The 16,875-nt window shown below is 48.7% G+C and carries 18 protein-coding genes and 1 riboswitch; of the genes, 8 read left to right on the top strand and 10 right to left on the bottom strand.

What is annotated here, in order from left to right:
• Positions 1-38: 38 nt before the first annotated feature.
• From Psfp_RS05540 to Psfp_RS21280, 3 genes are all read right to left on the bottom strand, one after another.
• Complete coding sequence (locus tag Psfp_RS05540) at positions 39-923, bottom strand: DUF3793 family protein (RefSeq protein ID WP_134217555.1); 885 nt, start codon at positions 921-923, stop codon at positions 39-41.
• A 67-nt stretch (positions 924-990) separates the two neighbouring features.
• Positions 991-2,205 carry a DUF2325 domain-containing protein gene (locus tag Psfp_RS05535; protein WP_134217554.1) on the bottom strand — a complete coding sequence of 405 codons (1,215 nt, stop codon included), beginning with the start codon at positions 2,203-2,205 and terminating at the stop codon, positions 991-993.
• A gap of 131 nt (positions 2,206-2,336) precedes the next feature.
• Positions 2,337-2,531, bottom strand: coding sequence for a hypothetical protein (locus tag Psfp_RS21280; RefSeq protein ID WP_153189500.1), 195 nt, complete (start codon positions 2,529-2,531; stop codon positions 2,337-2,339).
• Between the two features lie 124 nt (positions 2,532-2,655).
• On the opposite strand from Psfp_RS21280, the gene Psfp_RS05530 reads away from it, so the two are divergent.
• From Psfp_RS05530 to Psfp_RS05500, 7 genes are all read left to right on the top strand, one after another.
• Positions 2,656-3,372, top strand: a complete 717-nt coding sequence (locus tag Psfp_RS05530; protein WP_134217553.1) for a DtxR family transcriptional regulator — start codon at positions 2,656-2,658, stop codon at positions 3,370-3,372.
• A 2-nt stretch (positions 3,373-3,374) separates the two neighbouring features.
• Entirely contained in the window at positions 3,375-3,620 is a 246-nt protein-coding gene (locus Psfp_RS05525) for a FeoA family protein (RefSeq protein WP_134217552.1), read from the top strand.
• A 51-nt stretch (positions 3,621-3,671) separates the two neighbouring features.
• Positions 3,672-5,726, top strand: coding sequence for a ferrous iron transport protein B (gene feoB / locus Psfp_RS05520; protein WP_134217551.1), 2,055 nt, complete (start codon positions 3,672-3,674; stop codon positions 5,724-5,726).
• A gap of 33 nt (positions 5,727-5,759) precedes the next feature.
• Positions 5,760-5,915: a FeoB-associated Cys-rich membrane protein gene (locus tag Psfp_RS05515; RefSeq protein WP_134217550.1), complete on the top strand. Its 156-nt coding sequence runs from the start codon at positions 5,760-5,762 to the stop codon at positions 5,913-5,915.
• 155 nt (positions 5,916-6,070) lie between these two features.
• Positions 6,071-6,262, top strand: a riboswitch (cobalamin riboswitch).
• Positions 6,263-6,590: 328 nt separating this feature from the next.
• Complete coding sequence (locus Psfp_RS05510) at positions 6,591-7,844, top strand: sirohydrochlorin cobaltochelatase (RefSeq protein ID WP_134217549.1); 1,254 nt, start codon at positions 6,591-6,593, stop codon at positions 7,842-7,844.
• A 130-nt stretch (positions 7,845-7,974) separates the two neighbouring features.
• A complete protein-coding gene (locus tag Psfp_RS05505; RefSeq protein ID WP_134217548.1) occupies positions 7,975-8,193 on the top strand; it encodes a type II toxin-antitoxin system prevent-host-death family antitoxin in 219 nt (72 codons plus the stop codon).
• Complete coding sequence (locus Psfp_RS05500) at positions 8,190-8,597, top strand: PIN domain-containing protein (protein WP_134217547.1); 408 nt, start codon at positions 8,190-8,192, stop codon at positions 8,595-8,597. The genes Psfp_RS05505 and Psfp_RS05500 overlap by 4 nt, the downstream gene beginning before the upstream one ends.
• Here the strand turns inward: Psfp_RS05500 and Psfp_RS21520 are convergent.
• Positions 8,592-8,729 carry a hypothetical protein gene (locus Psfp_RS21520; RefSeq protein WP_192895278.1) on the bottom strand — a complete coding sequence of 46 codons (138 nt, stop codon included), beginning with the start codon at positions 8,727-8,729 and terminating at the stop codon, positions 8,592-8,594. The genes Psfp_RS05500 and Psfp_RS21520 overlap by 6 nt on opposite strands.
• A gap of 384 nt (positions 8,730-9,113) precedes the next feature.
• On the opposite strand from Psfp_RS21520, the gene Psfp_RS05495 reads away from it, so the two are divergent.
• Positions 9,114-9,590, top strand: a complete 477-nt coding sequence (locus Psfp_RS05495; protein WP_134217546.1) for a superoxide dismutase family protein — start codon at positions 9,114-9,116, stop codon at positions 9,588-9,590.
• A 129-nt stretch (positions 9,591-9,719) separates the two neighbouring features.
• On the opposite strand, the gene Psfp_RS05490 is transcribed toward Psfp_RS05495, so the two are convergent.
• From Psfp_RS05490 to tkt, 6 genes are all read right to left on the bottom strand, one after another.
• Entirely contained in the window at positions 9,720-10,244 is a 525-nt protein-coding gene (locus Psfp_RS05490) for a DUF2284 domain-containing protein (protein WP_134217545.1), read from the bottom strand.
• Between the two features lie 119 nt (positions 10,245-10,363).
• On the bottom strand, positions 10,364-12,133 hold the full coding sequence (locus Psfp_RS05485; protein WP_134217544.1) for an aldehyde ferredoxin oxidoreductase C-terminal domain-containing protein: 1,770 nt from the start codon (positions 12,131-12,133) through the stop codon (positions 10,364-10,366).
• The gene (locus Psfp_RS05480; RefSeq protein WP_243120492.1) at positions 12,133-12,594 is read right to left on the bottom strand and encodes a 4Fe-4S dicluster domain-containing protein; all 462 of its coding nucleotides are present in this window, start codon (positions 12,592-12,594) and stop codon (positions 12,133-12,135) included. Before Psfp_RS05480 ends, Psfp_RS05485 begins: the two co-directional genes overlap by 1 nt.
• A 404-nt stretch (positions 12,595-12,998) precedes the next feature.
• Complete coding sequence (fsa, locus tag Psfp_RS05475) at positions 12,999-13,643, bottom strand: fructose-6-phosphate aldolase (protein WP_134217543.1); 645 nt, start codon at positions 13,641-13,643, stop codon at positions 12,999-13,001.
• Positions 13,644-13,699: 56 nt separating this feature from the next.
• A complete protein-coding gene (locus Psfp_RS05470; protein WP_134217542.1) occupies positions 13,700-14,062 on the bottom strand; it encodes a VOC family protein in 363 nt (120 codons plus the stop codon).
• 133 nt (positions 14,063-14,195) lie between these two features.
• Positions 14,196-16,220: a transketolase gene (tkt, locus tag Psfp_RS05465; protein WP_134217541.1), complete on the bottom strand. Its 2,025-nt coding sequence runs from the start codon at positions 16,218-16,220 to the stop codon at positions 14,196-14,198.
• Positions 16,221-16,875 lie beyond the last annotated feature (655 nt).

Here is a 16,875-nt window from a genome sequence, read left to right as displayed (position 1 = left end):
TTGCATTATACTTTATTTTCATTATTCTGTCTATAGTTTCAATTATAGGAATGCGGCATCAAGCTTTCTGATTCCGCGCAACCTTCGTTGCCGCTACAATATTCCCATTTTTTAGAATTCCCCACAACAGCCCTGGCAACACTGCTCCTTGCCGTGTCATAAACTCTGAAAAGGATCTCGGCCCGCCTGGGATTCCTATACACCTTCCAATCCCTGCTGGTGAGGCACTCTTTCCCTTTATGCTTGATAAATCCTTCCACATCCTCCACGGGAATGCCCAGAAATATGCCTACCTCATGAGGACATAGCTCCTTAAACCTTTTCTTCAACATATGGAGCTTCTGCTCCAGGGTCACTGCTTCCCCATAACCCATTCTTCTTAAGAATTGCAGACTACGCTCGGTATTAACAAACAACTCAAGCATTGCGCTCTTGTAAAAGAGCACCAGCACATTCCCGTCTCCTTCTTTAAGCACGAGGTATTGCAGTTTGAGTTCTTCACATACCTCTCTGCCGTACCGCTGCCATAAAAACATATGACCTTTTACTTTACTATTAAAGGCGATAAGAGAAGAAGGTTTTTTGCCCATTAGCGTTGGGGCAGCTCCAAAGGCAATGAAAGCAGCTATATATTCTTTTCCTTCCATCCTGTTTAAGGCTTCTATAAACTGCAGCTTAAGCTCTTTATCCAGTAAAAACATCTCCCGTTGCAGCCTTTTTTCTTCATCAAGAAGCCCTTTCGCGGCGGCTGTCATTCCTTGCTCACCAGGAGTTTCTTGCAATACCAATCCTGCAGCGACACGATTGACGCCTGTTTTCTTCATTCTTCCCTCCCGCTTTCTCATCCATTCGAGGTTTTCTTTCTCAATATTACCTGCAAAAGGGTCTATTTCTTGCTCCTCCATAAGCGTAATAATTTTCATAAAAATTAACTCCTTCTATATCTTATTTTCATTATGTAATCCTGCTCTTTATCCTGACAGGGAATATTTAGGAACTTCGCTGAGAACGCAGCGCCACGCTCTCCGGTTCCGCTGTATTGATATTCTGGACAATTTTAAATATGGAACTTAAACTGGTGTTATTTAAGAAACAGCAATCCTTATTCAAACGTTTACATATTTTTTTTACACTTTGACAGGCTCCATGACTGTTGCAATCGGTAGAGCAGAGAACCATGTCTACATTATGAATCAGGTGCTTGAGCTTATTCTCCCCGGTATTCATGTATCCATCATGATAAGTAAAATCATACCCCATTCCTTCTATCATTTCCTGACAAAGAGCGCTTAAACGACTCACTCCCCCCACCATCAAAATCCGGCGCCTGCACTGATTCACTTCCCGGGCAGCCTTTTGACATGCAGGCGTCATGTTGCACACCTCCTTCAACATGCGCTGAAGTTCCTCGTATATTTGCTGGTTTACCTTTTGTTGATAAGCCAGCTCCCTGGAAAGGTTCTCTTTTTCCCTGGTAAGATCTTGTATATGGTGAAAAGACTGTTCCAATTCCCTCCGCCGCTCATCTATTTCATTTTTCAGCTGCTGATATAATGGCGTTTCGCCTTGGATCTCTATTTCCCGGGTATCTTTTTGTGAATTCACATGCCTTTCCAGATCGGACAGTTTTCTTTCTAACAGCTTAAGACTTCTATTACTTGCTGCCAGTTCCCGGCTTTGCTCCTTGCGCAGACTTTTTTGGATAAGAAATTTTTCCCGCAACTTGCGGTTTTGTTCCTCTAATTGTTTACGCTCCGCCTTTTCCTTTCGATTCTCCCTGCTGTTAAGATGAGACAACATGTGGATATCGCAAAACATTCTTTGAACAAAGCTCTCCGCAAAGCCCCGGTGGGTGACGCCAACCCAATACAGCCCACACACATCTCCTTTGGAATAATGTTCTTGCCATATTACGGAAAACTCCTTTTCATTCAACTTACCGTATTGCGCTATTTCATATCGATATTTTTGGTTCAGCAGCTTGTTAAACTGGTAAGAAATCTTATTATAAAAGGCCCCATTTTGTACCACCAGAGAGTGAATCTCGTAATCCAAACAGCCGGCTTCCTCTATATTCAGTTTACGCAACAGTCTACGTTGTTCCTCCATAGATAAGCAGGTACCGCAAACAGAGCACAACAACTGGCTATCAATCTCCCATAACTGCTTTCTAGTGGATAATCTTTGTTTTAAGCCATTGTTCATCTTTGATATTACCCCCTATCACGGCTATTCTTTTTATAAATGATAATGATAATCATTATCATTTATATGCTAATTGTAATTTTATATGTCCTGTATTGTCAAGAAGAATATCACATGATTATCAATATTAATTAAGTCATCCCGGCCAAACCTCCGGCAGCCTTGACCGGGATTAACCGGGAAATCTTAAACTGCATCGTACCCGGCTTCTTTGATCGCTTTAGCCAGACGGTTGCAGGCAGCGATCCGGTCGCCGCAACTTTCTTTTGTAGCAAGATCACTTCCGCGTGTCCGACGCCGGCATTCTCAAAAATTATTCTTGACAAAGAGGCAAATAAAAGTTTATCTTTAGAATAGGCCATTGAGAATGATAATCATTCTTCTTATTTTTTAATTTGAGAGTTAGGTTTGCTTAACCTTTCTCTACCATTTATTCAAGGAGGTGTTTTCATGACCGGGACCTTTGCCATATCTTCGTCTATGCAGGACTACCTGGAAGCAATACTGAACCTGTCCGAAAAAGATGACGGTTTGGCCAGGATTACTGATATAGCCAACATGTTGAGCATCGCCAAAGCAAGTGTATCCCAGGCTATCAGCAGCCTGAAAGACCTGGGGCTGGTAGCTCAGGAAAGATACGGACCGGTTGAATTAACCTGCGCAGGAAGAGAGTTGGCGATTAAAGTACGCCACCGGCACCGAACATTGAGAAAATTTCTCGTTGAAGTGCTGGGTGTCGATCCTAAAATTGCCGAAAAGGACGCCTGCCTGATGGAACATGTGGTCAGCCAGCAAACCCTGGAAAAGTTTATGGAATTTCTGGAGACAACCGGTAAACCGGAAGGAGCCGCTGGCGCTGGCATCTCCTCCGGGGCGGGCGCCATGAAAAACCCGATATGGGATGAAGGAAAGGAGGCAAAAATATTGAGATCGGTTAATACCAGGGCTCTCAGCGAGCTGCAAACCGGAGAAAAGGGTAAAGTGCTGCGCACTACGGCGAAAGGGCCTGTTCACCGCCGGATCCTGGAAATGGGTGTTACACCGGGGGCAGAAATCTTCGTGAAGGGCGTGGCCCCTCTAGGAGATCCTATTGAGGTATTGGTGAGAGGCTATCATCTGAGCCTCAGAAAAGAAGAAGCCGCTACTATCTTTGTGGAGGTGGTGTAGCCATGGGTGGCAGCGTTTTACCCCTTGGATTTCTCCAGGTAGGCAGGGACGCCGTCGTCAGGGAACTCGGCAGCGGCAGGAATTTAGCCCAGCGATTGTCGGAAATGGGTATTGTTCGCGGTACCAGGTTAAGCATTATCAAAAACGATATGGGCGGCCCGCTGATTATTTCTGTCGGGGATGGGCGCCTGGCTATCGGCCGGGGAATGGCTTTGAAGATTTTGGTAGAAGAAGCCAGTAAAGCATAATTTTTTTCAAAAAATGTTAGTCTCGACTAACTATCAGGAGGTGGTTTCCATATGGAAGCGGCGCAAGCCATAAAAAATGAAAAACAGATCGTGGTGGCCCTGGCTGGCAACCCCAACTCCGGCAAGACCACAATCTTCAACAGTTTGACAGGAGCACATCAGCATGTGGGCAACTGGCCCGGCGTAACGGTTGAAAAAAAGGAAGGACAACTTGTTTCTGAAGGAAAGGTGATCCGGGTGGTGGACCTGCCCGGGACATACAGCCTTGGAGCTTACTCGGAAGACGAAGCGGTTGCCCGCGATTATATTCTATTTGAAAAACCTGACGTGGTCATCAATATCATTGACGCTACCAACCTCGAACGCAACCTTTATCTGACCACACAGCTTCTGGAGATGGGCTCCAATCTGGTAATCGCCCTGAACATGTCTGACGAACTGAAAGCAAAGCAGATAGACATTAATGCGGCCAGGTTCTCCGAGCTATTAGGCGTACCGGCGATCCGGACGGTAGGCACCCGCGGCCAGGGGACGAAAGAACTGGTGGCACAGGCTTTACAAGCGGCCGGCAATAAAAACCCGCGAGTTGTTCAAATCAACTATGGTAAAGAAGTGGAAACTGAACTGGCCGCCCTGGAACAAGATATCTTGTCAAACCGGCAGTTGGTGGAAAATTTTGCGCCCCGGTGGCTGGCGGTGAAGGTGCTTGAGGGTGATCAAGGCGTCCTGAAAAGACTGGCGAAGTATCCCGGCCTGGAGCGTCTGCTGGCCCGGCGCGCCGAAGCCGTCAAACGCCTGGAGGGACTTCTGGGAGAGGACATTGAATCCCTGCTCGCCGACAAACGCTACGGCTTTATCGGCGGCCTGGCCAAAGAGGTCATGACGCGGCGGCAGACGACCGAAGAACGGCTTTCCAGATCCGACAAGATCGACCGTATTGTCACCAACCGCTACCTGGGAATTCCGATCTTCTTATTCGCCATGTGGGCCATATTCCAGTTCACCTTTACAGTCGGCGACCCCTTTATCGGCTGGATTGAAACCTTCTTTGAGTGGTTTGGCGGAGTGACCGGAGCCTGGCTGGAGAGCGCCGGCATGCCCGGGCTCCTGATGTCACTGATAGTTGACGGCATTATTGGCGGCGTAGGCTCTGTCCTGGTCTTTATTCCTAATATATTTCTGTTGTTTTTTGCTATCTCACTTTTGGAAGACAGCGGGTACATGGCCCGCGCGGCGTTTATCATGGACCGGCTTATGCACGCCCTCGGCTTACACGGCAAGTCCTTTATTCCGCTTTTGATCGGCTTCGGGTGCAACGTCCCGGCTGTCATGGCCACCAGAACATTAGAGAATAAAAGAGACCGGTTGATCACCATCTTGATCACGCCGCTGATGTCCTGCACGGCCCGGCTGCCTGTCTATATCTTGTTTGCCGGCGCCTTTTTCACCGCAAACCAGGGATTGGTAATCTTCTCGCTTTACCTTCTGGGGCTGGCGCTGGCTATCCTGATGGGGATGCTGTTCAAGCGGTTCCTGTTTAAAGGGGAAACCTCCCACTTCGTCATGGAATTACCCCCATACCGCGTACCCACCCTTAAAAGCACCTTCATCCACATGTGGGAGAAGGGCAGTTCCTTTATCCGTAAGGCCGGGACGATTATTTTCGCAGTAGTGGTACTGGTCTGGGCACTGTCCAACTTGCCCGTTGGAGTAGAATACGCCAGCCAGGATAGCATCCTGGGCTGGATTGGCAGCTTTGTGGCGCCAATCTTTAAACCTGCCGGGTTCGGTACCTGGGAGGCGGCAGTCGCTCTGGTATTCGGCATCCTGGCCAAAGAGGTGGTTGTCGGCACCCTGGGTGTAATCTACGGAGCTGAAGAGGCCGGCTTAACGGCGGCAATCGCTCAAGCCTGGACACCCCTGTCCGCTTATGCCTTCATGGTTATGACTTTGCTCTATATTCCCTGCGCCGCCGTGATCGGGACAATTAAGAGGGAAACAAACTCCTGGACCTGGACGGCTTTTGCCGTGGCATACACGCTGGTACTCGGTTGGCTGATGGCAGTCCTGGTCTACCAGTTCGGCAGACTGCTCGGTCTCGGCTAAGAAGATATTTGATTAAAGGAGGCTTTTAGGGAGATGGAAACTATAATTTTGCTGGGAATAGGCGTCCTGGCTGCGGGGCTCCTGATGCGCCAGTTTGTCAGAAACGCCAAGGTTGAAGGCTGCTCTTGCTGCGAACAGGAGTGCGGCAGCCATTGCCAACAAACTGATGATCAAGAACGGTTGCCCTGAAATCATGATGCAAATGCATTTGATGCCCAATACTGAAACAGCGGAAGGACAAGCTTGGGTTTAAGCGCAATTATCAGGACAAAGTCATCGCATCGACTATCATAAATTAGTTCATTATTCTATAGACAAACACAAAAAACGATGTTATTATGAAAAAAATGAATAACTATCCAGGAATCTCCGGTCATGCCGGGGATGAAAAGGGAACCGGGTGCGAATCCCGGACGGTCCGGCCACTGTAAGTGGGGAGCGGCTCCCGATATGCCACTGGGTTTCGACACCTGGGAAGGCGGGAAGTACGCTGTGAGCCACGAGTCAGGATACCTGCCTGAATAGTGTTGTACTACGTGTTGCCTTCCATAAGAAAGGCCGGTGGTGTAAATGAGCATATTTCCGTGGCAATTAAATTGCTCATAATGATCATTACCCTGGCTCTTCCCAAAGGCCGGGGTTTTCATTTACCCCTGCAGCGAGAGAAATTTGCGGAAAAATTTTGGTTTCGCGCGTACCGGCAGTTTCTATAGGATAAAACCCGGGGGGGTGGCAAAGCTGCTATGAACTAAGTAAAAATCGCACCTGCATCGCTGACTTTCATCCTCCGCTGGTACTGCGTAAAGCATGGGCATCCATTATCGAAAAGAAGCTATTTAATTACCGTAAGGGGGTAGCCAAATCGTGATATGTCTCAAAAGAGTTACCGTTTCCATCCTGACTCTTGCACTGGTCCTTATATTCTGTGCAACAGCGCCGGCCGAACAGAGTGAAAAAGGTAAAAAAGCCATCTTGCTGGTAACCTTCGGGACCAGCGTCCAGTCGGCAATGCCTGCCTACGACAATTTAGAAAACGCTGTTAAAGAGGCTTTTCCTGGCGTTGAGGTGCGCTGGTCTTTCACCTCAGGAATAATCAGAGATAAAATCGCCGAAAGGGACGGCAGGATTGTTGATGATCCCTTTACCGCGCTGAGCAAATTGAAGGCGGAAGGCTATGACCAAATAGTTGTTCAGTCGGATCATATTTTCTCCGGACAGGAGTACAGCGATCTCCGGGAACTCGTCAACAACTTTCTGGCGCTCCAGACGGCTGACGGCAGCCTCGGCCCCAAAAAGCTGGCCCTGGGCAAGCCGCTTTTGTATTACCACGAGGACTACTTCGATGCGGTAGAAGCTTTAGCTTCCCAGTTTCCCGCCGATACCTCGTCGAATGCCGTAGTTTTAATGGGACACGGTAGTGAACATCCTGCCGATTCCGCTTACGGTAAACTAAACGATATTCTAAGGCATAAGTATAAAAACGTATTTTTGGGCACGGTCGAAGGTTATCCCACCCTGGAGGAAATCCGGCAAGACCTGAAGGACTCCGGCGTTACGAAGATCACCCTGATGCCCTTTATGAACATCGCCGGAGATCATGCTTTGAACGATCTTTACGGTGACGAGGAAGAATCCTGGAAATCCCAGCTTGCGGAGAACGGCTATACAATCGATGGCTATCTGAAGGGGCTCCTGGAAAACAAGGCTGTCGTAAACATGTATGTCAACCACCTATCGGCAGCCATGGCAGAGTTTGAAGCAGACGGCATAAAAGAGGCAACTACACGGGTAAACGGCGAAAGGCTTAAATTCAGCGAGCCCTTGCGCCCCGAAGACGGTTCCATTTTAGCCCAATTGAAGCCGGTTTTTACCGCTTTGGGCTTCACGGTTACGTGGAATGAGGCTGAGGGGGTGGCAACGGCCAATAAAACAGATCTGACAGTGTCCTTCCAACCAGGCAGCAATGTGGCGCTGGTTAACGGCGCCGAAATGATCATGGATACGAAATGCCAACTGGTTAACGGTTCGACTATGATTCCCCTTTCCTTTCTGAGTAAAAGCCTTGGCTGCATGGTTAACTGGGATGCTGATAATACTATCAACATATTTCAAGAATAGGCTCACCGGCTGTTGACATCGGGTCCTTTTCGGCAATGCAGGATTCATAAAAATCAAATCGCACGATTTAGTTGATACTTTCGTGCGATTTGATATAATAATATTGGATCACGAAAGGAGGCCCGGTCGTATGTTGATTACAGCTACTGAACTGAAAAACAACATTGGCAAGTACCTTGCGCTTGCCGCCACACACGATATCTATATTACCAAGAACGGGAAGAGCATCGCCAAGCTGACAAGCGCCGCAGCTGATAAGGTCGCGCTGCTTGACAGCCTCGTCGGCATCGTCCCGGATAGGAACCTGACGCTTGACGACATCAAGAGGAAGCGTTTGGAAAAGCAATGAGAATACTCATCGACACAAACGTCATCCTTGATATATTGCGCAAGCGAGAACCGTTCTTTGAAGCGTCTTACGGCGCGTTCAAGCAAGCGGCATTGGACGATACAGAATGTCTCGTGTCCGCCACCGCCGTCACTGATATCTTTTACCTGCTGCGTAAGGGGCTGGGAGATATGGTCAAGGCAAAAGAAAGTCTGGAGCGTTTGCTACAGTTGGTCACCATTGCCGATGTCCTGGCCCTCGATATCCAAACGGCGCTGTCCGAATCAACGCCGGACTTCGAGGATGCGGTCGTTCACGCGGTTGCCGCCCGGAACAAGGCCGACTACATCCTGACCCGCAATACAAAGGACTTTGAAGGCTCGACGGTTCCGGCAATCGCGCCGCAAGACTTTCTGAAACTATAGGTCAAACCGCTCGGCTCGGATCATCGGGCGGTTTTTCTTTGCCGGCGCCCTGCGGTATCTCTCCTTAAGCACGTCGCTCTCATCCAGCGTGGCAGCCAGCCGGGCTTCACCGGCTGGGGAGCGCCCTGGCATACCGGTCGGTGTGGATGAACGTAGCGCGGGGACGTTTATGTGCGATAGTACCTGTGATTCCTTCATCGGCATAAATATCTACAAGCGTCCATTCAGGGTTCTTCGCAATCTTGTCGGTGTAATATTCTGTTATATATCTCCTTCCCTTTATTAATTGCCTTCCGGATCAATCCGCTGTCCGTTAATCATTTGCTTTGTTCTTGGTTTCTCACTTTGCAAATTCATAACATTTATTTCCACATGTACTACCTTCAATCTATTGCGAGTGTACCGCGCCCTTATGCCCGGGTAATTTTTTTTGGAGGGACTACTTCAGTTGGTCTCATATTTTCACATTTTTTCATAGCATAAAAAGAGATCCTTGTAAAGGGGAACAATTCCAAAATGAATACCACAAAACCAGCCTATGGAACGGCCGGGGCTATTATACGTGGCGGGCCTTTAGCTCCGCAGATAACCGGAGTCGTGCATTTTATTGACGTTCCAGGCGGCGCCTGGGTTTATGCCGACGTGGCAGGGCTGCCGCCTTATCAACCCGCTCAGGCCGGCAACCCGCCTATCGGGCCCCATGGCTTCCATATCCACGAATTCGGCAACTGTGAAGTCGGCGATCCCGGGAACCCATTTCAAGCAGCCGGTGAACACTGGAACCCTTACAACCAACCGCACGGCAACCATGCCGGCGACTTTCCCGTGCTGTTTTCAAATAGCGGCCGGGCTGTTATGAATTTTTTCACCAACAAGTTTCGTGTCGCGCAGTTAATTGGCAAGGCTGTAATCATTCACCAAAACCCGGACGATTACCGGACTCAGCCGGCCGGCGCTGCGGGCAAGCGCTTGGCCTGCGGGGTAATTATGTGATCGGCGGTCAATCACCCGCTTAGGTAGGGACGGCAGACCGGCTTGAGACGGAATCAACGTGACAAGTTATCAGTTAACGATAAAACGACCCCCTGGCTGGAGGTCGTTTAACCATATGTAATCATATTGTTACTCAATCAATAATAAACCGTAATAGTTCCCCTTGCTTTCTTTGTCCGGTAAAACCTCGATTGGAAAACCATTTGCCCTCACTGTTGCAAACACATCTATACCGCAGGCTTCCATGGACGGCCTGGCCTCTTTGGGCTGAGCACATTTCTCACCTGCGGGATAGGCACACTTTTCCTTGTAATAAGGCCGGCACAACTCACAAACTCCGTTACCCAGCCCGATAACTTTATAGTAACCGGATAAAAACAACTCCCTTTCCAACTGCAAAACGATTTTGGTGGGGCGGTCATCCTGGTGGCAATGGATCAGCATAGCCTTTTGATAACAATCAATTATTTCCCGGGCTTCTTTGGGGGTCGGGGTGTTGGGAGGACAGCAGTGCCCCCTTCTGGAGCTGCAGCCATACATGCACTTCATCCTTACCCAGGCCGCTGTTTTGATGGTGGCCGGATCAATAAATTTTGCTTCATAAGCGCCAAGGCTTTTGGCTAATTCCAAGAACCGCGTTAAATCTTGGTCCATAATCGATGCCCCCCATGCTTTTATAGGATTTTTTTGCAGTATACGCGTTTTCAGCTCAAGCTCCAACCATTCCGCAAGCGGTCAGTCCTGGTCTCCGGCCTGGAATAATCCGGAACCTTTCATCCGGCACTCCCTGAGCCTTTCATTTCTTCCGCCACCAGAGCAGCATAAAGATCGATCATTTCTTTTGCTACCTTTTCCTTCAGCACACCATGAAGACCCGGCGTTTCAAAGAAGCGCCTGGGCAATTGAACCTGCTTGAGATCGAAACCCAGTTTATCCCTGATCCTCATTTTAGTTTGGAAGATCCTTTGGCCAATTCGCGTCAAAAATGCATCGTCCAGATCAAAGCCTACCGCCCGGCCTGCGGCAATGATCGTAGGCCGGTCATAGACTCTTCTGGAAAACAAGCAGATGATCATGGAGTTGATCATGCAGCGCTCCTTTTCTTCTTTTAACAATCCCTCAACCATCTCCCGGCTGGTGAGCTGCTGATGGTCCCGGTCCAGCTCATAACCACCGTTACACAAATGGGAATGCCTTGCACCCACCACACTGCCCACCAAAATGCCATATCCGGTATGATACCCGGACATTTCGTTTTTGGCCATGGTCATGGCAAAGTCCTGTCCGCCATAAACCTGTGCCGCGTGATAACAGCCGCGGCCCAGCAGACTGTAAAATTCATTTGCCGCCCCGGCAATATACCAGACGGCTTTGACATAATTTTCCGTGTCCCCGAACGCCAAAGGAACCAGGGTGTCCCCGGTGGAAAGCAGCCCTTTTTGGAAAGCCTCGGTAGCCCAACCCAGGGCTACGCCACTGGACATGGCGTCCATGCCGGTTTCCTCAACCGCATCAGTCAGCATGAGGATTTCATCTGTGGTTTTGAGGCCAAGATAGGAACCCAGCGCGAAGACCAGCTCATAATCATAATTGGTATGCACTGCTTCATATTCATATCCCTCTTTTTTGAATTCCCGTCTGAATTGCCCGACGTGGATGCAGTCAACGGGGCAGCCGGCACAAGCCATCTTGCGCACCAGATTCTTTTCGGCAAAAGCCTCGGCGCTGATTGCCTCCGCGCTCTCAAAACGCCCCGAAGCCAGGTTTTTAGTGGGGAACGCGCCCATAGCATCGAGAGGAAGTACATATGCTGCCGTACCCAGCCCGCGATATTTCTTCATAATATCCGTGCCGGTTACCTTTTCGAATATGGAGCAATACACCCTGAAGTATTCCTCCAAATTGGCGGTAGGAATCGGAATATCCCTGTCGCCGGTAACCGTAATCGCTTTAACGTTCTTACTGCCCAGGACCGCCCCCAAACCGAGTCTTCCGAAATGGCGGTAGTTATCAACGTTGACACTGGCATAGGCAACTTTGTTCTCGCCCGCCGGCCCAATCCGCATAATGCTCCTATTACTTGCAGGCGGTTCATTATCGTGAACCATCTGCCACACCTCTTCTGAGAGCATGCCCCACAAAGGTCTGGCGTCCCGATACGCAACTCCTTGCTCGGTAATAGACAAGTAACAAGGGTGGCTGTACCTGCCGGTGAGGACAACGGCGTCATAACCCGCCATAAACAGCGCCAGAGTCAGCCGTCCCCCCGCATAACTCTCCCCCAGTTCGCCGGTCAAGGGTGAAATAAACATCGCCGCGGTCTTGGTAATCGCCGGATAGACGGAGGACAGCGCCCCGATGGCGAACACAGCCGGTTGCTGTTCATCCAAGGGCTCCAACTCAGGTTTCATGTTTTCCTCTAAAAGCCTGGCGGCCACACCCACTCCACCGAAATAATCAATTAAATCTGCCCGCTTTTCAACACGCGTTGTTCTGGAGGACAGATCCACATAGAGGACTGTTATCGTATTTTCATACAGCATTACACTTCCTCCATTTCCAAGCATCCATGCGTGCAGAACTGCGGGCAAACACCGCAGTGCTTGCAGATAATCGGCTGATTGGTTGTACTGTCGAAATGAACCGCACCTAAAGCACAGGCGGCAACGCATTTCTGGCAGCCGGTACATCTGTCAGGCAGTAAAGTGACTCCACCGCCCTCCCTGTCTGCAAGGGCGCCGGTGGGACAGGCCTGTGCACAGGCCCTGACCCCTGTACAACCGACACAAACAACAGCTGCCATTCTACCTGATAAACCGCCTGCGGTTTTAATTTTAATGGCGCTTTTGGCCAGGGAATGATTATGCCGGTTAACCACCGCACAGGACGTCATGCAGGAAAAACAACCAATGCACCGTCTCATCTCTTTAACCTTTAGAATCTTTGCGATGTTCAACACTCCTACTTCCAGGGTAATTAATATTTCAGTTTTTGTGATAAACAATATATCAAAATATTAAGTTCACCTTTTCATCCATCGACTAAAATAACACCGGAAAGCAACGTCTCCGACTGATAATACCTACTTATACCAACTTTCTTAGTCTAGGTATAGCTCTTCTCCTGTTCTTACTGGTAGAAGGTATCATCTCAAATAAACCATTTGTCTTCAGGAGGTGATTTACGCCTTTGCTGCCGGTTTTTTCGGGGGTCTCAATTGTTAATCATCTGAGGTTGCTCTCTTTTAAGAGTTCCTCTTCTTTGCTTAGCCTCCGGAATACTTAAACATTGTATTTTTGTCAATACTGTTTAAGTAATCCGGAGGCCAATTCCCGCATGTCTGAACATTAGTCCAAATGTACAGATATTGTTTTAAAGCATACCCTTACGTGTGTTAATGATTTTATGTCATTTGTTCATAGAATTCCAGTCATCCTTGAACATTTGCAATCCAATGTCAGTGAGTGGGTGTTTAACCATCTTCTTAAGGACCGCGTAAGGGATAGTTGCAATATGAGCGCCTGCCAGTGCGCATTCAACCGTGTACTTAGGATACCTTGGACTTGCTGCTATGATCTGAGTCTTTATATCATAGGCCTTAAAGATATCTGCTATATTCTTTACAAGTTCGGTTCCACTCCCGCCAATGTCATCTGTTCTTCCTAAAAACGGACTCACGTAGGTTGCGCCTGCCCGGGCTGCAAGCAGCGCCTGGTTTACCGAAAAAATCAGTGTCATGTTAGTCGCAATATTTTCTTTTGCAAGAGGGCCCAATGCTTTTAGACCTTCTTCAATCATAGGGACTTTAATTGTAATATTTTTGTGTATCTTCTTCAGGTCACGTGCTTCTTCAACCATTCCCTCCCAGTCATCAGCCATTACTTCGGCACTGATCGGTCCGTCGACTATACCTGCTATTTCAGCTAATAATTCCTTAAAGTCTCTTCCTGACTCTGCTACCAGACTGGGATTAGTCGTTACTCCCGACAAAACACCCCATGACGCAATTTCCCGGATCTCATCGACATTCGCGGTATCAATAAATATCTTCATTTCCTACCTCCATTATTTCGGGTTTTACTCAGCCTCACTCAACTTATACTATAAACTTATATGGTTTCTACAAACATAATTTTTAATCCATCGGGATCCAGCATATAGAAATACTTCAACTCTGGATTGACTTGAAAAGGTCCGCTAAGAATGTCTAAACCTTTTTCCTTAATAAACTTTATCTTTTCATCAACGGAGTTTACTTCAAATCCTAAAGAAATATCCTTACCAAAATTAATATCCTTATAGTCTTCCATACATATAAGTTCAATCTTTGTTTCCCCATCTCCCAAAAATGCAATCTCAACTCCTGGACGATCTATATATCTTCTGTCCACTACAAGACCAACTATTTCCTGATAAAACTTTAAAGAATCCTCTAAGTTTTTCACCTTTAATGTTGCCGAACGTAACTTCATAGTCTCTTTCCTCCCTAAATTAATAACTTTATATTACTATTTTTCAATCAAGTCATTGTTGATCGCAATTTGGTGCATATAACATTCACACTGTGCTCAACCACACAACTTATCATAGATAGGAGCCATCAGTTCAAACAGCATTTTTACACGCCTGCACTGCCTTTAAAGTCTTTTCTACTATATTTTCCACTGTGAACCCGAATTTTTCAAAAAGCGTGTCGGCAGGGGCTGATGCTCCGAAACGGTCGATACTGATAATTTCACCACTAGCCCCGGTATAGCGATGCCACCCCTGGCTGATGCCGGCCTCCACTGCCACCCGTGCTTTAACTTGCGGCGGTAAAACTGCCTGGTGGTACTCTTGCGGCTGCTGCTCAAATAATTCCCAACTCGGCATACTGACCACGCGAGCTGCAACACCAGTTTTCTGTAGTCTTTCCGCAGCCTGCAAGGCCAGGTGGACTTCAGAACCGCTGGCCAGAATAATGGCGTCCGGTGTGCTGTCGCCTTCCTGGTTGAGTGTATAGGCGCCCCGGGATAGCCCGTCTGCCGCAGCAAACTTCTGCCGGTCCAGCACCGGCAGTTTTTGGCTGGGTAGAATCAGGGCCACCGGCCCTTTTACCGTGAGAGCAGCACGCCAGGCTTCATTTGTTTCGTTGGCGTCAGCCGGACGGATAACTGTCAGACCGGGGATTATCCGAAGCGAGGCCAGGTGTTCAACAGGCTGGTGGGTGGGGCCGTCCTCGCCCACCGCGATGCTGTCGTGGGTAAAGACATAAATGACCTTCAAACCCATCATGGCCGACAGGCGCATAGGCGGGCGCATGTAATCGGTGAAAGCCAGGAAAGTAGCCCCGTAGGGGATTAAACCGCCATGCAGAGCCATCCCGTTAAGAATTGAACCCATACCATGCTCGCGGACACCGAAACGAAGGTTCCGCCCCTGGTAATGACCGGCGGCAAAGTCGCCGGCGCCTTTGATAATTGTTCTATTTGAGGGCCCCAGGTCGGCCGACCCGCCCAAAAGGTTGGACAGGCTGCCCGAAACCGCATTGATGAATTCGCCGGAGGCATCCCTGGTAGCCATTCCCTTTTCGTTGGGTGAGAAAACGGGTACATTGCGATCCCACCCGGCCGGCAGCCGGCCGCTTGTCCACTGGCGAAATTCTTGTGCCAATGCGGGAAAAGACTTGGTGTAGGAGTCAAAAAGGTCCTGCCAATTGGCCTCACGTGACCGGCCCTTTTCCACTGCCTGGCGGAAATGGTCCAGAGACTGGTCCGGGATGTAAAAGGGAGGCTCTTGCGGCCAACCTAAGTTTTCTTTGGTAAGCTTGAGCTCTTCGGCTCCCAGCGGCTCGCCGTGCGCAACGACTTGACCCTGTTTATGGGGGCTACCGAAACCTATACAGGTACGCACCATGATCAGTGAGGGTTTCTCCTTCTCAGCCAATGCCGCCTCGAGAGCCGCCTCTAGGGCAGCGATATCGTTCCCGTCCTCTACCCGCAAAACCTGCCAACCGTAAGCCTCAAAGCGCTTACCGCGGTCCTCGGTAAAGGCCAGTCCGGTGTCTCCTTCGTTCATTATATGGTTGTCGTCGTATAGACAGATCAGGCGTCCCAATTTGAGGTGACCGGCCAGCGAGGCCGCCTCGCTGGTGACCCCCTCCATTAGGTCCCCGTCACCACTAATCACGTAAGTGTAGTGGTCAACAATATTAAAACCAGGGCGGTTGAAATGCGCAGCCAGAAAACACTCGGCTATGGCCATACCGACCGCGCTGGACAGGCCCTGGCCTAAAGGCCCGGTAGTTACCTCAACTCCGGGGGTTTGTCCATACTCGGGGTGGCCGGGTGTCCTGCTGCCCCACTGGCGAAACTCCTTCAAATCTTCCAAAGGAAGGTCATAGCCTGTTAAATGCAGCAGGGCGTAAAGCAGCGCCGAGCCGTGTCCGGCCGACAGGACGAAGCGGTCCCTGTCCGTCCAGGAAGGGTTGGCCGGGTTATGGTGCAAAAACTTGGTCCACAGCACGTAGGCCATTGGGGCAGATCCCATGGGCATGCCGGGGTGTCCGGATTTCGCTTTTTCGACCACCTCCGCTGCCAGCACGCGGATCGTGTTGATGCAGAGCTGATCCAACTGGTTCACATTGTTCATTGTTCATCCTCTCTCTTTTTCTAACTCAAAGACACCAAAAACCCTTTTTCTGGGGCTCCATGAATTATGAACTTTCAAAGTTGGAAACATAGCTTTAACTTTTGGCTATTCAAGAGCTAATAGGCTTCTATACTACAAATTTCACCTCCCTTTAAGTACTAAAACAAAAATTGTTTTTTAAAGTACGTAGAATGCGCCGGCTATGATATTGCTTGCGTATGTTGTGAAGTATCTAGCAGGATAGAACGGGTTTCCCATCCAGCCACACGGTGCAAGCCAGCGTCGGAAGTGTCGTAAGGCAGTCTGTGCTAAACATGCCATAATTCCTTCAAGTATTCGCCAGAAGCACAGCCACCAGCGCTATTATGATTGAACGATAAAATCCTGCATGCTTTTTCCACCTTATCTTGTAGTACTATAATCAATAAACGTAAAATCTTAACCACTTTTTGCTAAAACTATTAATACCACACGTCCTTTATAAATGTAGCATATTGTTACACTATCTGCAACTAAATAGTTGAAATTAGCAAATACTATGAAAAATTATGCACCTTAAAGAAACATGTGAAATAGTTCACTAATATTTGTAGCTATGTGAAATAAATCACAAAAGCCGCATTAGATATATCCATATACTCAAAGTCTAAATTCA

Source organism: Pelotomaculum sp. FP (assembly GCF_004369245.1).
GTDB lineage: Bacteria > Bacillota > Desulfotomaculia > Desulfotomaculales > Pelotomaculaceae > Pelotomaculum_C > Pelotomaculum_C schinkii.
The sequence above is the reverse complement of the archived record's forward strand: the minus strand, read 5'-3'. Positions and strand labels throughout refer to the sequence as shown.

Excerpts from the sequence above, each read along its gene's own strand:
- Psfp_RS05540 (WP_134217555.1), bottom strand. The coding sequence starts at position 923 with ATGAAAATTATTACGCTTATGGAGGAGCAAGAAATAGACCCTTTTGCA.
- Psfp_RS05535 (WP_134217554.1), bottom strand. The coding sequence starts at position 2,205 with ATGAACAATGGCTTAAAACAAAGATTATCCACTAGAAAGCAGTTATGG.
- Psfp_RS05530 (WP_134217553.1), top strand. The coding sequence starts at position 2,656 with ATGACCGGGACCTTTGCCATATCTTCGTCTATGCAGGACTACCTGGAA.
- Psfp_RS05525 (WP_134217552.1), top strand. The coding sequence starts at position 3,375 with ATGGGTGGCAGCGTTTTACCCCTTGGATTTCTCCAGGTAGGCAGGGAC.
- feoB (WP_134217551.1), top strand. The coding sequence starts at position 3,672 with ATGGAAGCGGCGCAAGCCATAAAAAATGAAAAACAGATCGTGGTGGCC.
- Psfp_RS05515 (WP_134217550.1), top strand. The coding sequence starts at position 5,760 with ATGGAAACTATAATTTTGCTGGGAATAGGCGTCCTGGCTGCGGGGCTC.
- Psfp_RS05505 (WP_134217548.1), top strand. The coding sequence starts at position 7,975 with ATGTTGATTACAGCTACTGAACTGAAAAACAACATTGGCAAGTACCTT.
- Psfp_RS05500 (WP_134217547.1), top strand. The coding sequence starts at position 8,190 with ATGAGAATACTCATCGACACAAACGTCATCCTTGATATATTGCGCAAG.
- Psfp_RS21520 (WP_192895278.1), bottom strand. The coding sequence starts at position 8,729 with ATGCCAGGGCGCTCCCCAGCCGGTGAAGCCCGGCTGGCTGCCACGCTG.
- Psfp_RS05495 (WP_134217546.1), top strand. The coding sequence starts at position 9,114 with ATGAATACCACAAAACCAGCCTATGGAACGGCCGGGGCTATTATACGT.
- Psfp_RS05490 (WP_134217545.1), bottom strand. The coding sequence starts at position 10,244 with ATGGACCAAGATTTAACGCGGTTCTTGGAATTAGCCAAAAGCCTTGGC.
- Psfp_RS05485 (WP_134217544.1), bottom strand. The coding sequence starts at position 12,133 with ATGCTGTATGAAAATACGATAACAGTCCTCTATGTGGATCTGTCCTCC.
- fsa (WP_134217543.1), bottom strand. The coding sequence starts at position 13,643 with ATGAAGATATTTATTGATACCGCGAATGTCGATGAGATCCGGGAAATT.
- Psfp_RS05470 (WP_134217542.1), bottom strand. The coding sequence starts at position 14,062 with ATGAAGTTACGTTCGGCAACATTAAAGGTGAAAAACTTAGAGGATTCT.
- tkt (WP_134217541.1), bottom strand. The coding sequence starts at position 16,220 with ATGAACAATGTGAACCAGTTGGATCAGCTCTGCATCAACACGATCCGC.